The 21,589-nt window shown below is 43.5% G+C and carries 13 protein-coding genes; all 13 read right to left on the minus strand.

Annotated elements, in window-relative coordinates; all coding sequences use genetic code 11:
• Positions 1-48: 48 nt before the first annotated feature.
• The 13 genes from IGK85_RS10370 to IGK85_RS10430 all read right to left on the minus strand — a co-directional run bounded on the left by IGK85_RS10370 (position 49) and on the right by IGK85_RS10430 (position 21,518).
• Complete coding sequence (locus tag IGK85_RS10370; protein WP_008378729.1) at positions 49-1,314, minus strand: ABC transporter substrate-binding protein; 1,266 nt, start codon at positions 1,312-1,314, stop codon at positions 49-51.
• Positions 1,315-1,450: 136 nt separating this feature from the next.
• A complete protein-coding gene (locus IGK85_RS10375) occupies positions 1,451-2,473 on the minus strand; it encodes a LacI family DNA-binding transcriptional regulator (protein WP_005235039.1) in 1,023 nt (340 codons plus the stop codon).
• A gap of 219 nt (positions 2,474-2,692) precedes the next feature.
• Positions 2,693-3,385: a response regulator transcription factor gene (locus tag IGK85_RS10380; RefSeq protein ID WP_008378730.1), complete on the minus strand. Its 693-nt coding sequence runs from the start codon at positions 3,383-3,385 to the stop codon at positions 2,693-2,695.
• Between the two features lie 11 nt (positions 3,386-3,396).
• Positions 3,397-5,997, minus strand: coding sequence for a sensor histidine kinase (locus IGK85_RS10385; RefSeq protein WP_008378731.1), 2,601 nt, complete (start codon positions 5,995-5,997; stop codon positions 3,397-3,399).
• Positions 5,998-6,009: 12 nt separating this feature from the next.
• Positions 6,010-6,546, minus strand: a complete 537-nt coding sequence (locus IGK85_RS10390; RefSeq protein ID WP_008378732.1) for a potassium-transporting ATPase subunit C — start codon at positions 6,544-6,546, stop codon at positions 6,010-6,012.
• 41 nt (positions 6,547-6,587) lie between these two features.
• Positions 6,588-8,618 carry a potassium-transporting ATPase subunit KdpB gene (gene kdpB, locus IGK85_RS10395; protein WP_008378733.1) on the minus strand — a complete coding sequence of 677 codons (2,031 nt, stop codon included), beginning with the start codon at positions 8,616-8,618 and terminating at the stop codon, positions 6,588-6,590.
• Between the two features lie 12 nt (positions 8,619-8,630).
• Positions 8,631-10,307, minus strand: coding sequence for a potassium-transporting ATPase subunit KdpA (kdpA, locus tag IGK85_RS10400; RefSeq protein ID WP_008378734.1), 1,677 nt, complete (start codon positions 10,305-10,307; stop codon positions 8,631-8,633).
• A gap of 272 nt (positions 10,308-10,579) precedes the next feature.
• Positions 10,580-16,510: a bacterial Ig-like domain-containing protein gene (locus IGK85_RS10405; protein WP_008378735.1), complete on the minus strand. Its 5,931-nt coding sequence runs from the start codon at positions 16,508-16,510 to the stop codon at positions 10,580-10,582.
• 28 nt (positions 16,511-16,538) lie between these two features.
• Complete coding sequence (locus IGK85_RS10410; protein WP_005235024.1) at positions 16,539-17,267, minus strand: LytTR family DNA-binding domain-containing protein; 729 nt, start codon at positions 17,265-17,267, stop codon at positions 16,539-16,541.
• A 659-nt stretch (positions 17,268-17,926) separates the two neighbouring features.
• A complete protein-coding gene (locus IGK85_RS10415; protein WP_008378736.1) occupies positions 17,927-18,970 on the minus strand; it encodes a DUF916 and DUF3324 domain-containing protein in 1,044 nt (347 codons plus the stop codon).
• A 111-nt stretch (positions 18,971-19,081) separates the two neighbouring features.
• Positions 19,082-19,729 carry a WxL domain-containing protein gene (locus tag IGK85_RS10420; RefSeq protein ID WP_005235021.1) on the minus strand — a complete coding sequence of 216 codons (648 nt, stop codon included), beginning with the start codon at positions 19,727-19,729 and terminating at the stop codon, positions 19,082-19,084.
• Positions 19,726-20,034 (minus strand): hypothetical protein, encoded by a 309-nt coding sequence (locus tag IGK85_RS10425; protein ID WP_008378739.1) that lies wholly within the window; start codon positions 20,032-20,034, stop codon positions 19,726-19,728. The genes IGK85_RS10420 and IGK85_RS10425 overlap by 4 nt, the downstream gene beginning before the upstream one ends.
• Positions 20,035-20,048: 14 nt before the next feature.
• A complete protein-coding gene (locus tag IGK85_RS10430; protein WP_429972242.1) occupies positions 20,049-21,518 on the minus strand; it encodes an adhesive domain-containing protein in 1,470 nt (489 codons plus the stop codon).
• Positions 21,519-21,589: the final 71 nt, after the last annotated feature.

The following is a 21,589-nucleotide window of genomic DNA, read 5'->3' on the forward strand; positions in this document are numbered from 1 at the left end:
AGGTCTCCTTTTGTTTAGGTGAGTTGATTAGCTAATTTTCCGTTTTGATCAATTACTTTCAGCTAAAATTGCATCAACTTCTTCCGCAATCTGTGCAGTCCCTTCCTCGACACTTAATTCTCCAGAAAATACCCGGTTCATAATTTCTGTCTCTATTTTTTCCGCATTCAAGCCATTTTTGTTATAGGGACGAGGCACGCCATACTCTAGCATTTCTGCAAAAACACTTAAATTGAAAGTATCCGCAGAACTTGCCCAAACTTCCTCAAATCCTTTTAGCGCTGGGATCGATGCCCCTGTTTCTGCTTGAATTTGGTTGGCTTCTTCACTTGCCAAGAATGCTAATAATTTTTTTGTTTCTTCAGGATGCTTGGTATTGGCACTAGCTGCCCAACCTAAACCATTTGTGATCGTCGCATTTTCTTTTCCTTTAGGTAAAACGGCAACATCCGCATTTTCAGCCAAGTATTCATTCTTTAAAAAACCTGGTGTTTGCCAGTTGCCCTCCACGATCATCGCCAATCTTCCTGCTTGAAAACGACCCACTTTATTCGTATCTTGCAATTCTTTCGCTGAAGGTGATGACTGATCATTTAGATAAAAATCAATATAATACCTTAATGCATCTTGTACTTCTTCGCTATTCATTCCCGATTTCGTATTATCATCAATAAAGACTTCTCCACCATTTTGATAAATAAATGGCCAATAGCCTCCCTCAGTTGAATTATCCGCAGCAAATCCATAAATACCTGCTTCTTCATCTGTTAACTGAACAGCTGCTTCCTTCAATGTATCCCATGTCCACGTTGCGTCTGGATATGCAATTCCTGCTTGATCAAAGAGCTCTTTGTTGTACCACAATCCAATAACGGAGGCATCTTTAGGAATCGCGTAAAGTTCTTCTTCATACGTATAAGACTCTGCGATTCCTTCGGTAAAGTTTGTCATGTCAATGTTATTTTCTGCAATCAACTCATTTAGACCCATAAGCATCGATTGAGACATATATTTGTATGATTCAGTTGAATGCATCGTGACAATATCAGGCATATTTCCTCCAGTAGTAGCAGCTTCAAGCTTCACCCAATATTGATCCCATGGGGTGGTTTCCATTTCGACTTTAATATCTGGGTTTTGTTCTTCAAAAGCATCAAGCATTTTTCGCAGCCCCGGTGCTTGTTCAGTATCCCAACTCGCATAACTTAACGTGACTTGATCCCCACTATCACCGTTGCCATTACCACAAGCTCCTAAAACCAAAGTTCCTAAAAGACTCAAACTAACAAGTGTTACTCTCTTGAAACAATTCATCTTTCATTCCTCCTCTAGTCTCGATTCATGTATCCGCTTTCTTTTCACAAAACAAATATACTGTTTACTAATAAATTTGTCAATACTTTTTAACTAAAATAAAAAGATAAACACATTAACGTGTTTACCTTGAACATTAATCTCTTTCTTTTTCACTTTCTCTGACGATCATCTTACTGGCCACCATGATTTTAACAGGTACTTGACGAATGCCTTTGATCCGCTCTTCTACCATCCGTAAAGCAATTTTTCCCAGTTCTTCCATATCGATGGCAACGGTACTTAAAGATGGGGTCAAAAATTCTGCAACTTCGATATTGTTGAAACTGACTACTGAGATATCTTCTGGTATCCGATACCCACGTTTTTGCAAGGAGCGATATGTACCAACTGCAATCGAATCATTGGCGACCATAATAGCTGAAGGAAGGCTCTCTTTGCATTGTTCAAGCAATTGCTCAGTGGCTTTGATACCGTCTAATGTGTTCCATCCTTCTAGGTAAACATTGATGTATTCTTCCAATCCTTTTTCTTTCATCCAATACACATAAGTGTTCATCCGCATATCATCTGGCGATTGATGTTTCTCACTGGATGCATCCAAACGTACCCGATATCCCCCAATAAAAGCGATATTTCGATGCCCTTTTTTATACAAACGCTCTAAGTGCTCGGTTGCTGCTATAGAGAAATCCGTATATACCGCATCCCATTCTGAAGACAAAGAAGGATCATCGATCACGACGATATGAGGATTGACTGCTGCGATCTTTGCTAAAAAAGTTGGCAAGACTTGACCAATGACAAGGACGCCCTGATACTCTTTCAGCTCCTCAATGGCAACGGGGCGTTCAGACATATAATACGTTTTTTTTATGCGAAACTTATTTTGTTCTGCTTGTGCTTGAATGCCACGACGAATCGCCCGAAAATAGGGATCTTCTAATTCAGCTTCTTCCGAAACAGTGGATACCACTGCAATATTCATTGCCTTTTTCACAGGTACTTTCTTCTTACTATAGTGAAAATATTCCACGGCTTCGTTGATCTTATTTTTTGTTTCTTGCGTGACAGATAACGTAGGATCTTCATTGAGCACCCTCGATACAGTTGCGATCGATACACCCGCTCGTTTTGCGACGTCTCTAATTCCTGCCATAATACTCTCCTTTTTTACTTTATACTATGATATAAACACAAAATGATCAGAATGAAAAGAAATTTTAGTTAACAACCAACCTACTTGTTTACTTACAGTTTCAACTCATCTACGGAGAAGCAATCAGTTCAACGTCTCTTCGCAATTAACAACAAATAGAAACGTGCAGCGACCAAAGAACCGCTGCACGTTTTTCCTCCTTATTTCCTATGACGACCGCTATTCTGCTGGATACTCCCGCAAGCGATACCCGACGCCGATTTCAGTGATCAAATATTCTGGCTGCAGCGTATTGGTTTCGATTTTTTTGCGAATGTTTGAGATATTGACTCGTAAGGTTTGTGCATCCGCTGCAAAAGGTCCCCAAACTTCGCTGGTGAGCGTATCATAAGTGACGACTTTGCCTAAATTCTTGAACATAACTGCCATGATGCGGTATTCGTTTTTGGTCAAATGGATCTCATTTTGATTCTTGTACAGGATTTTCTTCTCAAAATCGATCGTTAACTCCTTGTTTACGAGAATCGGGCTGCTGCTAAAGGCAGCTGACTCCTTGTGCCGCAATGCCGTGCGGATACGGGCAAATAATTCATTGGTACTGAAGGGCTTTGTTACATAATCATCGGCACCGAGGTCTAACGCTTGCACTTTGTCTTGTTCATCTTTGCGGGCAGAGATCACGATGATCGGTGTGTTCATGCGCTTACGAATGATTTTTAACAGCTCCATGCCGTCAATGTCCGGTAAGCCCAGATCCAGCAAGATGAAGTCGATAGTTTCTTCCTGCAAGAGCATCAATGCCTCCATGCCCGTGCCAACTGACGTAAAGTTGTAGTGTTCTCTTTGCAAGACGACCTCCATAAAATCAACGATATTCGAATCATCTTCAATCAATAAAAAATGTCGCTGCATGCTCTTCCTCCTTACTGCTTTAAATAAATACGAAAGATGGTACTGCCAGCTTTCGTTTCGATCGCCAATTTGCCTTCATGGGCATGGATGATGGTTTTAACAATACTCAGTCCGATGCCTAGTCCATTTTTGGAATCCACCGGCACTTCGGTGTCATTAGTCAAATTCGCTTGGATTTTTTGGTATTGCCCTAAGGGGATCTCCCCTTGGTTCTCGATTTCAATGACCACTTCTTGCTCCTGAAAAACTCGCAAGAAAATCGGTGTATCGGCGGTTCCATGGCGTACGCCATTTTCAATCAAATTAAACAAGGCTTGTTCGATCAAGATTGGATCGACTTTGACAAAAATCAGCTGATCGGGCATCTTCACGATGATTTTTTGTTGCGGATAGACTTTTTTTAGGTGCGTTAAAACCGCTTCGATAATTTCTTCGATTGGTTCTTCACTGCGCTTGACCGCCATGTTAGTCAAATTGATGCGGGTCACCGACAGTAAGTTTTCGACCATGCGGATCAACCACTGGGATTCACTTTGGATATCTCCTAGCAGCTTTTGTTTCGTTTCCTTTTTGATCGCGCCTTCGGTTTCGCTCAATGTTTCGGCAATGCCAGAAATCGTCGTCAGTGGCGTCCGCAAGTCATGAGAAACCGCACGCAGTAGATTGCTACGGACTTTTTCCCGTTCGTTTTCCAATTGGATCTGTTCTTTCTCACTCGCCAGAGAGACTTGCTCCAACACGGTAGCGATTTGGGTGATCACTAAACGTAAGTAATTCAATTGACTATTGGCCAACTGATGCTCCTCGTTGCGTTCTACCCCAAGGGCGCCTAGTGGTTTGCCGTTTAAAACGATCGGCAAGTAAAATCCATTGGCACCAATCAGAGTATCTGTGCCGCGACCGGCTTCTTTTTGATTTTTCACGACCCAAAAAGCGACGGCTTTCTCATCCTTGCCAGTCAGTTGAGACAATGTTTCTCTTGAAGAATGCAGACTTCTCAAGTGACCTTCTCTGTCATATAACGCCACTTCTCGCTGGAGTAAGCGTGCCAAATAGGTGGTCGTACTTTCATAAATGTCTTGCTCATTCCGCGTTTCCATGTATTGTTTGTTCAACTCATACAATATCTCCATTTGATGCTCTTTTTCCTTGGCATTTTCTGCCTGGGTCTTCAATCGAACCATCAAATTACTGATCATTAAGGCAACGATCAGCATGATCACTAATGTGATTGGATAGCCTGCTTTATAGACCGTCAAGGAATACAAGGGTTCGACAAAGAACCAATTGTAAGAAAGGACACTAATGATCGATGCCATGGCACTCCAAAGATAGCCACTTGTGTAACGTGCCACTAAGAGAACAAAAAAGATATAAACCAGCATCAAATTCTGATCGCCGAAATGTAAGTACTGCATGCCTTCTGTCACTATGGTAGCGAGCATGATCAGCCCAAAGGTCAAGGTGAAATCTCGACCACCACCTTCAAATAATTGCGAAAACGTCAGCCGTGGTCGCTGCATTTTTTCTTTAAAAGGAATCAAATGGATCTCAATATCATCAAGGCGCCGAATCAAGCGGTCTTCCAAATCCTCGACAAACAATTTTTGGAACCACTTCTGAGAAACCTGTTTCCCCATGATAATGTCACTGGCACCCGTCATTTTGGCATACTCTACGATGGTCTCAAAACTGTCATCCGCTTCGATGTTGATGACTTCTGCTCCCAAACGCTCTGCCAATGGCACCTCGGTAGGTGTATCATCTAACGATCGAACTTGAATCACCGTCCATTCCGCCCCCACTCCTTGGGCTAAGCGGGCGGTCCAACGAATGCATTTCTCTGCCATTTTCGGCAAGCGATCATCAATAATCGTCAAAAGCTTGCTTTGGACTCGTTTTCGACCGCCGTTCATTTGATTGATATGATTGGAAGCTTTTTGGATCGCTAATCCACGTAAATGATCAAGTTTTTCTGGCGTAAAAAAGTTTTTTAGTGCCCGCTTGGCATTTTCATCGGCATAGATTTTGCCTTGTTCCAACCGATCAATCAGTTCGTCTGGTTCAACGTCCACCACTCGTAAGCTGGCGTGCTGGAAAAAGGTGTCGGGTACAGTTTCTCTGACTTCCACTTCCGTGACCTTTTCCACGATGTCATTCAGACTTTCGATATGCTGGACATTGATGGTCGTGTAGACGGTGATTCCTGCATGCAAAAGTTCATCAACATCTTGGTAACGTTTTTTGTTTCGCGCACCAATGGGATTGGTATGTGCTAACTCATCGATCAAGACGATATCTGGTTTTAGTTGGATCAGTCGATCGATATCCGGCTCATATAGGGTCAATTGCTTGTGCTGGTATTGCTTTAATGGTACTTGTGGTAACCCTTCAAGCAATCGATTGGTATCGGGACGTTTGTGGGGTTCGATATAGCCGATCACCACATTTTTGCCCATGAGCAAACACTCATGGGCTTCGGTTAACATCGTATAGGTTTTTCCGACACCGGCAGCAAAACCGAAAAATACCCGCAGCTTGCCACGTTTGGGGCCAAATCCGGCTTGCAGCAGCATCTCTTCTGGGATTGTCTGCTGGTTGTTTTCACTCATAGATGCTTCCCCCTATTCTTCGGGTAATTGATCGAGCTGCTGATTCAAGGTCATGATATTGACATATTCTCTCGTGGAGAACAGATCAGCTACTTTATTTCTGTTTATTATATCATGAATTGTTTGTTCATCGATGCCTCTTGTGTCAGCGATCCGCGGCAGTTGAAAAAGTGCCGCTTCGACACTGATATCAGGATCAACGCCACTACCCGAAGCGGTCACGAGATCGATCGGCACACTGGTTTGGGTTGGGTTTTCTGCCAGTAACGCCGCTGTCCGCTCAGCTACAGTCTTTTTTTGGGTCGGATCATAGGGCGACAATTGTGAAACGGTTTGATCACGGCCTTGGAAGTAACCTGCTTGGTCAAAGGGTTGTGCAAGCAGCTCAGACCCTTTGACCTCTCCACCTTCCACGATTTGACTGCCATTGGCTTGATGGGCAAAAAAGACTTGTCCGACACCGGTGACCAACAATGTATAGAGACCGCCAAATAGCACGGTACTAAATAGTAAAAATTTGATACTGGCAAAGAGGGTGTTCTTCATCATGTTTTCCTCCTAAATGACTCTTTGACTCTGATGGACTTCTCTTATAGTAGAACAGCTGACAAAAGCAAATCTACTAGCTTGATACAAATGAATGGTGCGATGATGCCGCCTAGGCCGTAGACGACAAGATTGTGCAGCAGCATTTGGCTGGCTGGTTTTTCTTGGTATTTGACCCCTTTTAACGCCAGAGGGATCAAGGCGATGATCACGACTGCATTGTAAATGACTGCGGACAAAATCGCCGTTAAGGGACTACCAAGATTCATGATATTCAGCGCTGCAAGTTCTGGATAAATCGCATAAAACAGGACAGGGATCACTGCGAAATATTTGGCGATATCATTCGCGATACTAAAGGTCGTCAATGCCCCACGGGTCATCAGCAGCTGTTTACCAATTTGGACTACTTGCAGTAATTTGGTTGGGCTGGAATCAAGGTCGATCATATTGCCCGCTTCTTTGGCTGCTTGTGTACCAGTGTTCATCGCCATTGCCACATCGGCTTGGGCGAGTGCGGGTGCATCGTTGGTTCCATCCCCCGTCATCGCCACCAAATGCCCTTTTTCCTGATATTCGCGAATCAGGTTCATTTTGTTTTCTGGTGTTGCTTCGGCTAAGAAATCATCGACGCCCGCTTCCGCAGCAATAGCAGCTGCCGTCAAGGGGTTGTCTCCGGTGATCATGATCGTCTTGATGCCCATCTTGCGCATGTCGGCAAATTTTTCTTTGACGCCATTTTTCACGATGTCTTTTAAATAAACGACCCCGAGTACCTGGCCATTTTTCACTACGACCAATGGGGTTCCACCAGCTTTAGCGACTTTTTCCACGATCTCGTCACATGCAGTGGGATAGATCTGCCCTTTTGCCGTCACGTATTGCTTGATCGTATCAGCAGCTCCTTTACGGATCTCATCACCACGATAGTCGATCCCAGACATCCGGGTTTTGGCACTAAAATCGATCCAATGGACATCAGCTTGCTGAAATACCCGTTCACGAATATTGAAGGCTTCTTTGGCTAAAATTACGATACTGCGTCCTTCTGCCGTTTCATCGGCAAAAGATGCCAACTGCGCTGCATCTGCTAACTCTTTGGCGGTGACCCCCGGTACCGGTAAGAACTCGCTGGCACGGCGATTTCCCAGAGTAATGGTTCCTGTTTTATCCAGCAGCAAAACATCCACATCTCCTGCAGCTTCAATCGCGCGTCCACTCATGGCGATGACGTTTTCTTTGGTCAAACGGCTCATTCCAGCGATCCCAATCGAGGAAATCAAGGCGCCGATCGTGGTTGGTGCGAGACAAATCAATAAAGCGATCACGATCACACTGGAAATCGCCGTTCCCCGACCAGATAACTGACTGCTAAAATCAGTAAAGGGAATCAATGTGATGGAAACAGCCAAGAAGATGATGGTCAGTGTCACTAAGAACAGCTGCAAGCCAATCTCATTGGGTGTTTTTTTCCGCTGTGTCCCTTCCACCATCGCAATCATCTTATCCAAAAAAGAATGACCATTTTCAGCGGTCACTTTAATGACCAAGTAATCGGAAACGACTAAGGTTCCTCCCGTGACTGCACTACGGTCGCCACCAGATTCACGAATGACAGGTGCTGATTCTCCTGTGATGGCACTTTCGTCCACCGAAGCAGCACCTTCCACGACATCCCCATCGGCAGGAATTTGTTCGCCAGAAGGAACATAAACCAAGTCGCCTTTTTTCAAATCGGAGGAACGGACTTCGATAAAAGCCTCTTTGGCGACATCTTCCAAGGACATGACTTTGTAGGTCATGATGTCTTTTTTGGCTTGCTTCAAACTATCCGCTTGTGCTTTGCCGCGCCCTTCTGCCACTGCTTCGGCAAAATTGGCAAACAATATAGTCAACCATAAGAAGACGGTCACACTGATGCTAAACCACAACGGGACCGTTTGTTCTTGAAAACATAAAATCGTTGTCAAGATCGCCCCTAGGTAAACCACAAACATCACGGGGTTTTTGATTTGTTGGCGAGGGTCCAATTTCTTAAAGGATTCGCCGATCGCCCATTGATAGATTTTTTTCATTTTTTCTCTCTCCTATTTCGTTGTAAAAAAGTCTGCGATTGGCCCTAAAGCCATCGCTGGTAAAAAGCTCAGTGCACCGATCACGATGATCACAATGATTAGCATCGTGACAAAGACTGGACTCGTGGTTGACAAGGTTCCTTCATTACGAACGGTTTTCTTTTTGGCACCCATGTTTTCTGCCAGATACAAGATGGCTGCGATGGGAACGAAACGTGAAACGAACATCAAGATACTACCCAAACTATTCAGGAAAACAGTATCTGCGGTCAAGCCGCCAAAGGCACTCCCGTTGTTGTTGCTGAAGGAAGTTGCTGCATACAATAGTTCGCTAAAGCCATGGGCGCCTTGGTTGGTTAGCCAGCTCATGATGTCAGGATGCAAGGTCATCAACATAGCCCCGAAAAGCGTCAGTAGCAATGGCGTCAAAATAACGATACTCGTCATTTTAATGTCAAAGGCTTCGATTTTTTTGCCGATATATTCTGGTGTTCGTCCCACGAGTAAACCAGCGATAAAGACCGTCAATAATAGAAAAGCGATCATGCCATAAAGTCCGCTACCGACACCGCCAAAGATGATTTCCCCCAGCTGCATCAAGAACATTGGGATCGCACCCCCGAGTGGTGTGAAACTATCCAGCATGGCATTGACTGATCCACTGGAAGCGGCGGTGGTACTCACTGCCCAGAGGCTCGACCAACCGATACCAAAACGTACTTCTTTGCCTTCTAGATTGGCCGTTCCAAGCACTTGACTGAATTGCGGTCCATAGGCTTCACTGATCACTACGCCAATAAAAGCAAGGATCAAAAAGACGGTTGCGGTGATCAAGATCGTACGTCCTTGTTTCCACTCTTTGATCCAAAAGCCAAAGGCAAAAATCAAAGCAGCTGGCAGCAACAAGATCGCTAAGTTTTCTAAAAAATTACTGAACATCGTTGGGTTTTCAAATGGATGGGCAGCGTTGGCACCAAAAAAACCGCCGCCGTTGGTCCCTAATTGCTTGATGGCGATTTGACTCGCTACCGGTCCGAGCGCCATCCAAAAGGATTCTCCCTCAAATCCATTGACTTCAACGCCGCTGCTCAACGTTTGGACGACGCCTTGAGACAGGAGCAAGATCGCTAAAATCAATGAGAGTGGTAAAAGGATATAGAGCAAGGAACGGGTGATGTCTTGCCAAAAATTCCCTACCGTTCGTTTTTGTTTTTGCTGCAGCCCACGAATCAATGCACAAAGTACGGCTAGTCCTACTGCCGCAGATAAGAAATTTTGCACCGTTAATCCTAATGCTTGGGAAAGATTGGTCAGTGCTTCTTCCCCAGCGTAAGCTTGCCAGTTCGTGTTCGTTACAAAACTGACGGCTGTGTTCAATGCTAAGTCAAAGGACAAATTCTCAACGGCCGCCCCTTGCGGTAACCAGTGCTGGACCATCAATAATCCGGTCAATCCGATGATGGAAAAGACGCTGACGGCCAAGACTGAAAATAGATAAGTTTTGGCGGTCATTTCTTTTTTGCTGACCGAACCAATCACTCGATAGGTCAACCGTTCAATGGGTTGAATAAAGCGGACAAACCGCGGTGTTTTTCCTTGCATGATTTCTTTGATATACCAGCCCAAAGGAACCGCTGCTGCTAGTAAGATCAGTAAAAATAAAAAGCCTTGCACAAAATAGCTACTCATCGTTCTCCCCCCTCAAACAAGTACCAAAAGAGATAGATCATTACGATCACTCCGATTATTCCTAAAACAAGATTCATATTCTTCACTCCTTCATGACGTAAGCATACGCAAAAAGAAATAAAAATAGTGTAAATCTTCTGCTAGCATCTTTATATCTTCTTTATACGTCTGCTTATCAGACAAGAAAACCGCAATACTGTAGGATTTTTTTAGAAAACAAACTAAAAACAGCGGATATCCTTAAGGATATCCGCTGTTAGAGTCATTGAGACTTATTTTGTTTTTCTGCTTTTGTTCGTGTGTTTCTTACGAAAGAAGACGATCCCCGCTAGTGCAATAAGGCTCACTCCTGCAATCGAATAGCCTTGAGTGATGGCTGTACCGGTCTTTGGTAACACCCGCTTGTCCTTTGCGGTCGCTTTGCTTTGTTTACCAGGCTGTCCTGCATCCGTTGGTTTTTCTTGCCCTTTATTAGAATCATCTTTCTCTGGCTGCTTATCATTTTCCTCTGGTTCTTCTGCTTTTTCAATGACTTTGATCGTCGCTGTGGCGGTGACTGCTTCTTGTGAGTCAGTACCAAATAAGCGTGCGAAAAAGTTAGGAGTTGCTGCTTCATCGGTTACGATTGAATAGGTGACTTGATAGGTACCCGTTTTGTTCGTATCCACCGAACCGTCCACCAGTAGTTGCTCCAACGTGAGTGACTTACCGTCACGATCTGTAGCGGAGACAAAATTGTCGCCAGCTGTCCAGTTATCACCGACATAAATCACGCTATCTTTCACAGTCACAGAGGTCTGGTCTGCCAACACGGTAATTGTGGCAGTGGCTTCGGCTTTGCCATTGCGATAGATGACTTGGTATTTTCCAGGCACATCAGTATTGACTGTACCGCTAATCAATACTTGATCATAATCGACTGCTTGTCCGCTTTTATCTGTTGCCGAGACAAAATTATCGACGGCTTGCCACTTCTCTCCTTCATAGATTGTACTATCTTTTGCTACGACCGTTTCTTCGTGAGCAACCACAGTGATTGTCGCTATGTCGCTGACTTTTCCATTCGTATAAGTGACTTCGTATGTGCCTTCTTGATTGGTATCGACGGTACCAGTAACCATTACTCCTGATAATTCAACCGTTACTCCCGTTTTGTCTGTGGCTGAGACAAAGTTGTCGGCAGCTTGCCAGTCATCGCCGACATACAGGGTACTGTCTTTGGCTTTGACACTCGTTTGATCTGCCAACACGGTAATCGTGGCAGTCGCTTCGGCTTTGCCGTTGCGATAAATCACTTCATATTTCCCTGGTGTGGCGCTATCGACTGTACCTACTGTTGTGATATCTGCAAGTTTTAGCTCATTACCGTCCTTGTCTTTGGCTGACACGAAGTTGTCGGCAGCTTGCCAGTTATCATCCACATAAATCGTACTGTCCTTAGCGACTACGGTTTCTTGGTTCGCAACGACTGTAATCGTCGCCGTTGCTTTGACATGACCATTTTGGTAAACCACTGGGTACTCGCCTGCTTTGGAGGTATCGACTGTGCCACTAACCGTCACTCCTGAAAACGGTAGATTTGCTCCCGTTTTGTCTGTTGCTGAGACAAAGTTGTCGGCAGCTTCCCAATCGTCGCCGACGTATAAGGTACTGTCTTTAGCTTTAATGCTTGTTTGATCAGCTAACACGGTGATCGTCGCTTTTGCTTCGGCTTTGCCATTGCGATAAATTACTTCATATTTCCCTGGTGTGGCGCTGTCGACTGTACCTACTGTTGTGATATCAGTCAGTTTTAATGCGTTGCCGTCTTTGTCTGTTGCCGACACAAAGTTATCGGCGACTTGCCAGTCATCGCCTTCATAAATCGTACTATCTTTGGCGACTACCGTTTCTTGGTTGGCAACGACCGTAATCGTCGCCGTTGCTTTAACATGGCCATTCTGGTAAACCACTGGATATTCGCCTGCTTTGGAGGTATCGACTGACCCACTAACCGTCACTCCTGAAAATGGTAGGTTTGATCCGGTTTTGTCCGTTGCGGAAACAAAGTTGTCGGCGGCTTCCCAGTCATCACCGACATATAAAGTACTGTCTTTAGCTTGAACGCTCGTTTGATCCGCTAACACGGTAATCGTGGCAGTTGCTTCGGCTTTGCCATTGCGATAGGTTACTTGGTATTCTCCAGGTACTTTCGTATCCACTTCACCACTGGTGGTGACTTCTGCCAAGCTTAACGGTTGTCCCTTCTTATCCGTTGCTGAAACAAAATTATCCGCAAGCTCCCACGCATCTCCAACATAAAGTGTACTATCCTTGGCAACGACTGTTTCTTGATTGGCAACCACGGTGATCGTGGCGACTGCTTTTTGATTGCCATTTTGATAAACCACTAAATATTGGCCTTCTTTGGAAGTATCCACGGCTCCACTAACTGTCACATTTGAAAATGGAACGTTCGCTCCTGTTTTGTCCGTTGCCGAAACAAAGTTATCAACCGCAAGCCAGTCGTCCCCGATGTATAAGGTGCTGTCTTTGGCTTTAACCGAAGTTTGGTCTGCTAAGACCGTGATCGTAGCTGTTGCTTCGGCTTTGCCGTTACGATAGATTACTTGGTATTCTCCAGGTGTATCCGTGTCAACTTCACCGGTGATGGTCACTTCTGTGATTGCCACTGTGTTACCGTCTTTATCCGTTGCCGCTAGAAAATTATCAGCTGCTGTCCATGCATCGCCCACATATAACGTGCTGTCTTTGGCTGCCACCGTTTCTTGGTTGGCCACCACAGTGATCGTCGCTGTCTCGCTCACGTTGCCATTCATGTATTTGACTTCATAAGTGCCGACTTTAGATGTGTCGACCTCACCGTTGACGGTAATTTCCGAGAAGGTCAACGCATTGCCATGCTTGTCTGTCGCTGAAACAAAGTTGTCTTCAGCATGCCATTCATCTCCCACGTAGATCGTGCTATCTTTGGCGTCGATCGTCGACAAGTCTTCTTCTGGTGTGATGCCGACAGAAAGATGATTGCCCGTCCGGTTCACTTGCACCTCTTTACCAAGCTGAAGTTCCTGTGGTATGACGTAACCTTCTGGGACGTAGGAAACATAAAGCATATAGGTCCCTGTATAAATATCAGCTAATTGATACTCTCCCTTCTCATCCGTTACAACAGAAATAACATCTCCAGTCAACTGATTCCAAAGCATCAATGTAACGCCTGCAATTTTCTGAGTTGGTTCTTCGGTATTATAAACATCAAGTGACGCACTAGTTTTGTAAATGATCCCGTTTGAATCACCTGCCGAAAATTGCAGGTTAGTCACCGTCGAAGTAGCCGTCCGTTTGGCTTCCGACAAGGTATCAATCGTATCAGAAACGATCGTTGCTGAAGCTGAGATTTGGCCGGCGTTTTGTGAAAGTACGTTGTAACTGATTTCGATATTTTTCGTTAAAACATAGTTTGAAAAGACAAGCTGTACGTCTCCGTCAACTTCTTTGATTTCGTAGCTATCGTCTGGCACATTTGAAACATTGATTGACCTAAGATCGATTTCACCATTGGTATTTCCCAATGATTTTAGAAGGATCGTTGGATTTGCTACTTTTTTCGAGCCATCATCGATATTTTTTGTTGTGACCTTGACCTGAGTCATGTTTTTTGTATTATTCACGGTATTTTGAGTAATCCCAATAATATCCGTCGCTGTATTGGAAACCGAAACGGTAGTTGAGCCTTGCTGATTATTTGATAGCGGCTCTTTTGCAAAACCAGGTACATAAATCGTACTCATTTCCTGCCAACCATTGGCATACCGATAGGAAATGATGTAGCGATGGTTAGTCGTCCCAAAATCAAAGGTATAATAGTTGGTTGCCTCATCATGGGTGATCGTTGGATAATTCGGATCGCTTTCTTTCATGGCTTGATTATCATAATAACCACGATCCCAGTACTGTGGATAAATGCCACTGACTTGTTCATTGGAAACATCGATGATCGAAAACACAACATCCGTATTTTTCGGAACATGGGTCTCAACAGTCAAATCACTGATGGTATCTTGACGCGCGTTGACTAAAAACTGATTCTTACTGCTTTGGAGCGTGCGTTCAGAATACAGTTTTCTTCCGGTATAGACGGAGGTATGAACCGTGTCAAGTCCTGTCGCGGAAATCGTGATTGGAATTGTATCGTTAGGAATTGATTTTGTCGGTGCTAAACTGTCTGGCACATAATTGAAGCCAATATCAAATTGAACAGAATAGGTAATGGGCGACGTAAAGGTGACCATCGTTCCGCCTGCTACTTCTTCAATCGTATAATCAGTTCCTAAAGTATAATAGAAGCCGACTTTTGGTACCTTTCTTAAAGAAAGATACTCGGGATGTTCAATAAACATTTGTAAATTTTCGATCGGTTGTGAGGTGCTGCCTTCGATATTGACTGAAGTGTCACTGGCATAGGCACCATTTTGATCATAATTTCCCCAAGCAGTTTCAGCGTTATTGGGATTAAGAACACTGATTGGTTCGACGTAGTTGTCTTCAACGATTTTGAATTCTTTATTAGCAATTAACGGTGTCGAGACATTGAGGATGATATCTTTCTGATCAAAGGGTACGGTTATGTTCGTGGAACCAAGAGTGAGATTGCTGTCTTTTGTGGCCGTCACAATCAGTTTGTCCCCATTATTTTCGACAGAAAAATAATCCGTAAAAGTCACATTTTGATAGAAGGCGTCTCTTGCTGTTAACTGTTTCGCCGTGATCGGCTGTCCGTTTTGACTCGAAAGAATGATTTGTTGACCTGCTTTCATCTCCGTCGGCATTTGATGAATTGATACATAGTAGTTTCCTTTAGAAAGGCCATTCATAAAACTGGCAGAAGCAACCCCCATATAATACCTAGAATCGACTTCTTTTTCATCTTTACTGGTTGCTGCGGTAAAGGAAAACCCTCTGCTTTGGGCAGCTGTTTGTTTTAGCTGTACCGAACCAAATCCGGTCGTCGGATACCCTTTTGAAAAAGAAGAAGTATAATCCGTCAACGCGGTCAAACTCATCGTGAATTGATAAGAAACACCATAGGCCTTTTGCTTGTCCATTTGTTTGACTTCAACAGCAGTATTGTAGAGACTATTTGAGGTGATTGTGTAGTCCGTCCCTTCAGTCAATGCTGTTTGTGTTTCTGGCTTGATCTTTCCTTTGATATCCACTTCATAGCTGAAGACTTTTAACGGTTGGGTCTCAATCTTTTTGAAGGACGCACCCGGCGTATCAACCAAATGCAGTGAAAGAGTTTCCGTTCCAGATAATGTCCGATCGGTATTGTAGTAAACCATTCCTTGCATCCCAAAGACATTTTTTTCTGACACATATTGAATCGGGTCAACTTCTTCATACAAATCAATGGCGTAGCTTGTCTGGTTTTGATCGCCCATCTCAATGGTTAGCTGAGGCTTGTCTTCTGAATAAAGATAACTGGTCAACTCGATCGAAAATGATGCATCATGAATGGATTGGTTAAAGGTGATCGTTAATTGATGGGCGGCACTATCTACTGCCCACGAAGCATTGATTGCTTCATTTGTTCCTTGCATATCACTAAAACCAAGGCCTTCCGGCAGGTCAAAAACAGCAGTGGTGCCGGCTAAGTAGTCTTCGTCATTGATTTCAAAGTCTAATTTCAGTTTCACCGGACTATTGTTTAAAATCCGCGTTTCTTCCGTTTGACTGAACTCCTCACCAGCAATCGTCAGTAATGTGCCTTTTTCTAAAAGCTCTTGTCCATTGATGCGGGTGCTGACACGGGAACTCTTTTCGGCTCCTTTTGCCTCTTTCGATTCAGTTTCTGAAGAACTTGTTTGCGTCGAATCTGTAGTATCTGCTGTATGCGTTGATGAAGTTGTAGCAGGCGTTTCACTTTGACTCGTTGTTGCTGCATCCGTCTTGGAGGTTGCTTCGCCGCTTTCTTCTGAAGAACGATCCGTTTGAGTAGTCTCAGTTGTTTGCGCGTCGCTTGTGTTTGTTTCATTGGCAACGCCGCTGGTTGATTCCAGCAGATGATTTGAGTTATCTAAAGTACGAATGGTCTGTTCCTGTTCCGTGGTTTCCGCAAGCGCCATGACCGGAGTGATCACTTGGGACAGACCTAAAGCGGTAACAACAATGCCATGACGAATTCGTTTATTTCTCTTTTTCATTTTTTTCCTCCATTAAATATATGTAGTTTTAACTGATTGCTTTACGGATTTTTTTTCCAACTTCTAATTCTTCCCCATTAAAAAAGCAAAGAACATTGTTTGTTCGATCAATCATTTTGATTTGTCGCGCATTAATAATGTACGATTTGAATACTTTATAATACTCAGGCAAATCTAGCTGTTTGATGACCTTTAACGAAGTTTCAATGCACTCAACTGATTTCTTTTGATGGAATACGATTCGGTTTCGCTCACCTTTGATCGTTGTTATGTAGTTGATTGCTTCTGCATCAACGATCATCAACTCTCGTTTACTAACAATTTTTAATAAGTGTTTTTTTCCCAGCAATGATCGTTTCACTTCAATTGCTTCTGTTAACAAATTTCTTAACTGCATTGCCACATCCTTTTCTTCTGTATCGATGATTCCTAAAGGACAGATAAGATTCAGTTTCTTGATTTCGATTTTGGACGCATAGGCACCATAAAAAGCAATTTGACACTTTTTGCACTGCTCCCTCAATCGCCCTGCTAATTGAAAACTTCGATCAAAGCCCATCATTTCAATGGAAAATAAAAATAAATCGTTAACATCTGTTAAGTACCCTTCAAGAAAAGAATCTAGTTCTTCCGGTGAAATGATCTCCACCATAGAATAAGGAACATGACTTTCAGTGATCATTTTTTTCATCAAATTTCCATTAAAAAAGTTGTCATCTACTATATAAACAGCGAAATTGCTCAAATTTGCAGACATCTTAATTCTCCTTTTCACATCATTTCTAATTGTATTCTTAATTAAAAATGCCTGCTTGCACTTTCAAACGAATTAGCGAAACGTTTATGCAAAAAAGGTAGTTTAAATTAAAAACAAAGTAAGAAAAGACTTTATAATTGGTCTAAACCTATTATAGTAAAGGAGTTCCCGTCGTACTGCTTTCTTAACACATTTATAAGACAGAAAGCGCAAACAACAATAAAAACTTATGTTTTTTTAAGTAGTTTAACTAATTAACAATTCCAAAACTTACCGACTACTGCCCAGCCTTTCTAATGATTTTCAAAAAAATAACCTTCGTTCAAATAAAATATTAATCGTTATTTATTCTTCGTTTTTTCGCAAAAAAAAAGCTACCCTTCTCTTTGGGCAGTCCGGTTAAGGGTAATCAACTGTTTCCTCTGAAGATTTTCCATCAAAATAAAAGTGATCGTTCGCTGCTGCAAGATGCAATCAAAAAAAATTTTCTACTTAATTTACCATATCGAATCTTCATGGACACGACAAAAAACCATTTATTTCGAACAATAAATGGCCTGTTTGCTGCTTTTATTATGCTTCTGATTTACATGCATCCCGTGAATTTTAATTGTTTTCTTTTTTTCCTTCTATATTAATAAGGAATTTCTTACAAGTGCTCATGGGGTTTTATCATCTGTTTTTTTTAATGCTCGTTTTAGTTTTCGATTATGCCAAATCAGATAAGCGATGATCAAACATAAAACACCACCAATCGATAGATAGAGAAGGATCGGCGAAGCGGTTTCTTCAATACTGACATCTTGCTCGTTTCTTTCTTGCGCTTCTTGCCTTGCAACTTGGAAGGTCGGCTCTCCCTGCCATTCTTGATCGGCTGCTTTAAGGGTCGCTTTTATTTCATACTCTCCTGATAGCAGTTCCTTTCCATCCAGCGGAAGTGCGTAATTCATTAATGCATTGGGCGCTAATTGGATTTCTTTTTCCCCTTTGATGGCTGTTGCTTTTCCTTCATGGAACACTTCATAAGCAAGCGTGGCTTTACTGAGATAATCGGCTGCTGCATTTTCCACCGCTACGATGATGACATTGCGGCGGTTGATCTCTTCCAAATGGGCTTCTTCAATTCGGACCGCTGGCGGGATGTCTGACTCTTTATTTCGGAGCAATACCGCCACTTCTCTTGCTAATAGGTTTTGAACATTCCCTTGAAATTCTTCACTGCCGGTTTGCTGTACGTATAGTCCCCCTGCCAAAATCCCATCAAATGATTTAGATGGCATCCGGACTGTCAAGATGATTTCTTTTTGTTCATTAGGGGCTAATGAAAGTGTTTCATCACTCAAAGTAACGAGTTCTTCGATCGCGTACGGAGCAGAAGGCGTTGCTTCCTCATTTGCCCCAGAGTACTCAACGACGCCAGTCATGTTCGTGACCGCTCGATTAAACGATAGCTGTAGATTGATTGGTTGCTCGCTTTTATTGGAAACCATGACTGCTAGTTTTTCTTCTGCCTTGGGCTCCAGCAACAAATCATAGTACATCAACTCTTTGTCCCGCTGTGACTCCGGCAATTTGATTTGAACATCGAAGGTATCAAGTGAATCTGCTGCCCCCGTACTACTAGTACCAATGAAAAATAAGACCGTTAGAATACTTACTACCCAATACTGAAATCCTTTGCCTCGAAGTTTGTTCTGATGCATCCTGTCAGATCCTTTCTACACAAAATAGGAAAGAAAAATCAGCTAGCATAAAAAGCAGCCGCTTAGGCAAGCTGCTTTTTTTCTGCTAACTGTTAAGCAATGACTACTAACCTATGGGGTCGTCGGCGCACTGCTGATCGTCCAAACGAGGGTCGTTTGATAGGTTGCCGATTGTTTTTCCGTATTGGCTGGGATCGAAAGGGTAAATTGTTCTAGAGGCATCGACGTTTCACCGATCCCTTCACCAGCATTGGCGGTCAAGAAAGCATATTCATTGTTGATCGCCGCAAAATCAAGCTCGCCATTGGCAATATCACTGGTTCCGGTTGGCGGCGAACTTAAGTTGTTGGTCAATGTACCCGTATCTACCGTTAATACCGCACCGTCCAACGTACTGTCTCCTGCCGTAAATTGGGTTGCTTGCCGTACTTTAATTGCCCAAGAAGAGTTCGCCTGTCCTCGGTTATCACTGACTGCAACTGCCCCTCTTTGCAGCGTGGACCCATCGCCAGGTAGTCCAGTCCCATCCGTAGTAGCCACCCACGTTTCGGCATTTTCTGTTTGGATCTCATGGGCACCAAAATCTAAATTCGTTGGTAGCTGCGTATTGGGATCACTCCCGCCTTTATCCGGGTCAAACACGATGCCACCAGAGGTATATTCTACGACACCGGTCGTATCGTCCGCTTGCACCGTGGTCACAATACTAAGGGCGGTCAATACCCCCAATGCGCCTATTACCGATTTCTTTGAAATCATTTTGCCATCCTCCTTTTTTTGATGCAAATGATCAATGTCAGACTAATGAAGAATCCACCTATTAAGGGCAGCCAAAAGTGATTGGTTTCAGCAAGCTGCGGCAGTCGTTCTTCTACGTTAGTGACCGTTTCTTGACTGGGCGGTGGTTCAATTTCTTCATCAATTGAATCACTGCTAGCTGTTTCCGTTGGTCCTTCATAAAACTCAATGTTGCCGGTCGTCGTATTGGCTACTGCTGATGGAACGAAACTGCAGAAACTGCCGATCATCAAAATCAGAAGCAGCACAAGGGAATTCTTTTTCATTCTGCTCTTCCTTTTCAAGGTGTATCGGAAACGGTCCACACGACTGTGGCGCGATACTGACCTTGAAATTTAGGTGTTTTCTCAGGTACAAATAAATTGAACTGGGAAAAATTAACGGTCAGTCCACCAGTCGATGCCGCATTTTCCAACGCCACCACATTTTTTTCGACATTTTGCTGCAGGGCAATCGTTGCATTATCAGGTAAAACCACTCGACCATCCGTAAAGGTTGAATTGACAGTGCCAAGCTGAACCCTTAATTCGGCGGCTGGCAATGTGCGTGTACCATTGACCCAATTGGTGGATTGTCTGACCTTTACTTGCCATTTTTTCTGCCGATTGCGGGTATCATTGATCCGTAAAATCCCAGTTGTAGCAGCTGCGCTTTGATCGCCGTTGGCGGTTGCCCGCCACGTCTCACTCTTTTTCGTTTGAATGGTATGTCGGCCAAAATTCAGCTGAGTCGGTAGATTCGCCCGATCCATCGTCAATGCTTCGACCATGAAATAAATTATGGTTTGGCGACTGCTGATATTTAGCGCACTAAAGTTCAAGAGATTGATGTCCGTCGGCTTTGCTTTCAAAACAGAAGCGGAAAAATTAGCGGTCCAATTTGCAGTCAACTGACCCGGACCTGAAAGTAACGTCGGAATTTGAACATCCGTTGCTCCTAAAACAGCTGCATCCGCCAGCTGTTCTTGGACAGTTGTCAAATCATTCAACGCTGAGTTCACGGTGCTAAGCAGAGTATTGAGCAACCCTTGCAGCAATGCGCGCACGACGCCGCCAATATCGATGCCGATCACTCGGATCTGGGTATTTTGAATCGCGGTACTTAAATTCCGTAGAATTTGCGGGACATTGGTTCCTAAGACGACACCAAGGTTCGAACTCATATTGGCATATAAAGCTTCTTTCTGGGTCGTAAACTGCAACGGACTGGTAAATTCAACATTCCCAATATTTCCGACAGTCTTTAGTAAAGAAATCTGCTGATTGATCGCTGTCAAATCGATTTGAACAATCCCAAGGTTGAGATTTAGTGAACTGGTCAAGGAATCAAGCGCTGTTAAGATCGCATTCAAAAGTGGGACATTGGCAATATTGACTGTGGTCGACGTCTTGATCGATGCTGATCCATTGGCACTAATGCTAGTTCTCAATTCTGCTGGGATCGCTAATAAAGCAAATTTATCTTCCCCACTGACATTGACAGAAGCGTTCAACCCGCCGTTGCCTTTAATAGAAAAAGTCACTGGTCGATTTGTCACGCTGCCTGGCCATGGAACGCTTACTGAGGTGCCACTTGCATTGGCACTCGTTAAATTGCTTAAAATCTCCACATCTAAAACATTCACTGCTGCTTCGGCTTTTATTGTCGTTGTTAAAAGATACAAATTGACGAAACTGATGCTGGTCAAAAAGAGAATTAATTGGCCGATCGTCCATTTGTAAAGACGTTTTTCCCTCCTTCTGCTTTTCATACCATTTCTAACCCTTTCTTTACGAAACGATGATCATTGCTTCAAAACTATTGTTCACTAGAGATACCAGC

Source organism: Enterococcus sp. AZ015, from assembly GCF_050499225.1.
Lineage (GTDB): Bacteria > Bacillota > Bacilli > Lactobacillales > Enterococcaceae > Enterococcus_D > Enterococcus_D entomosocium.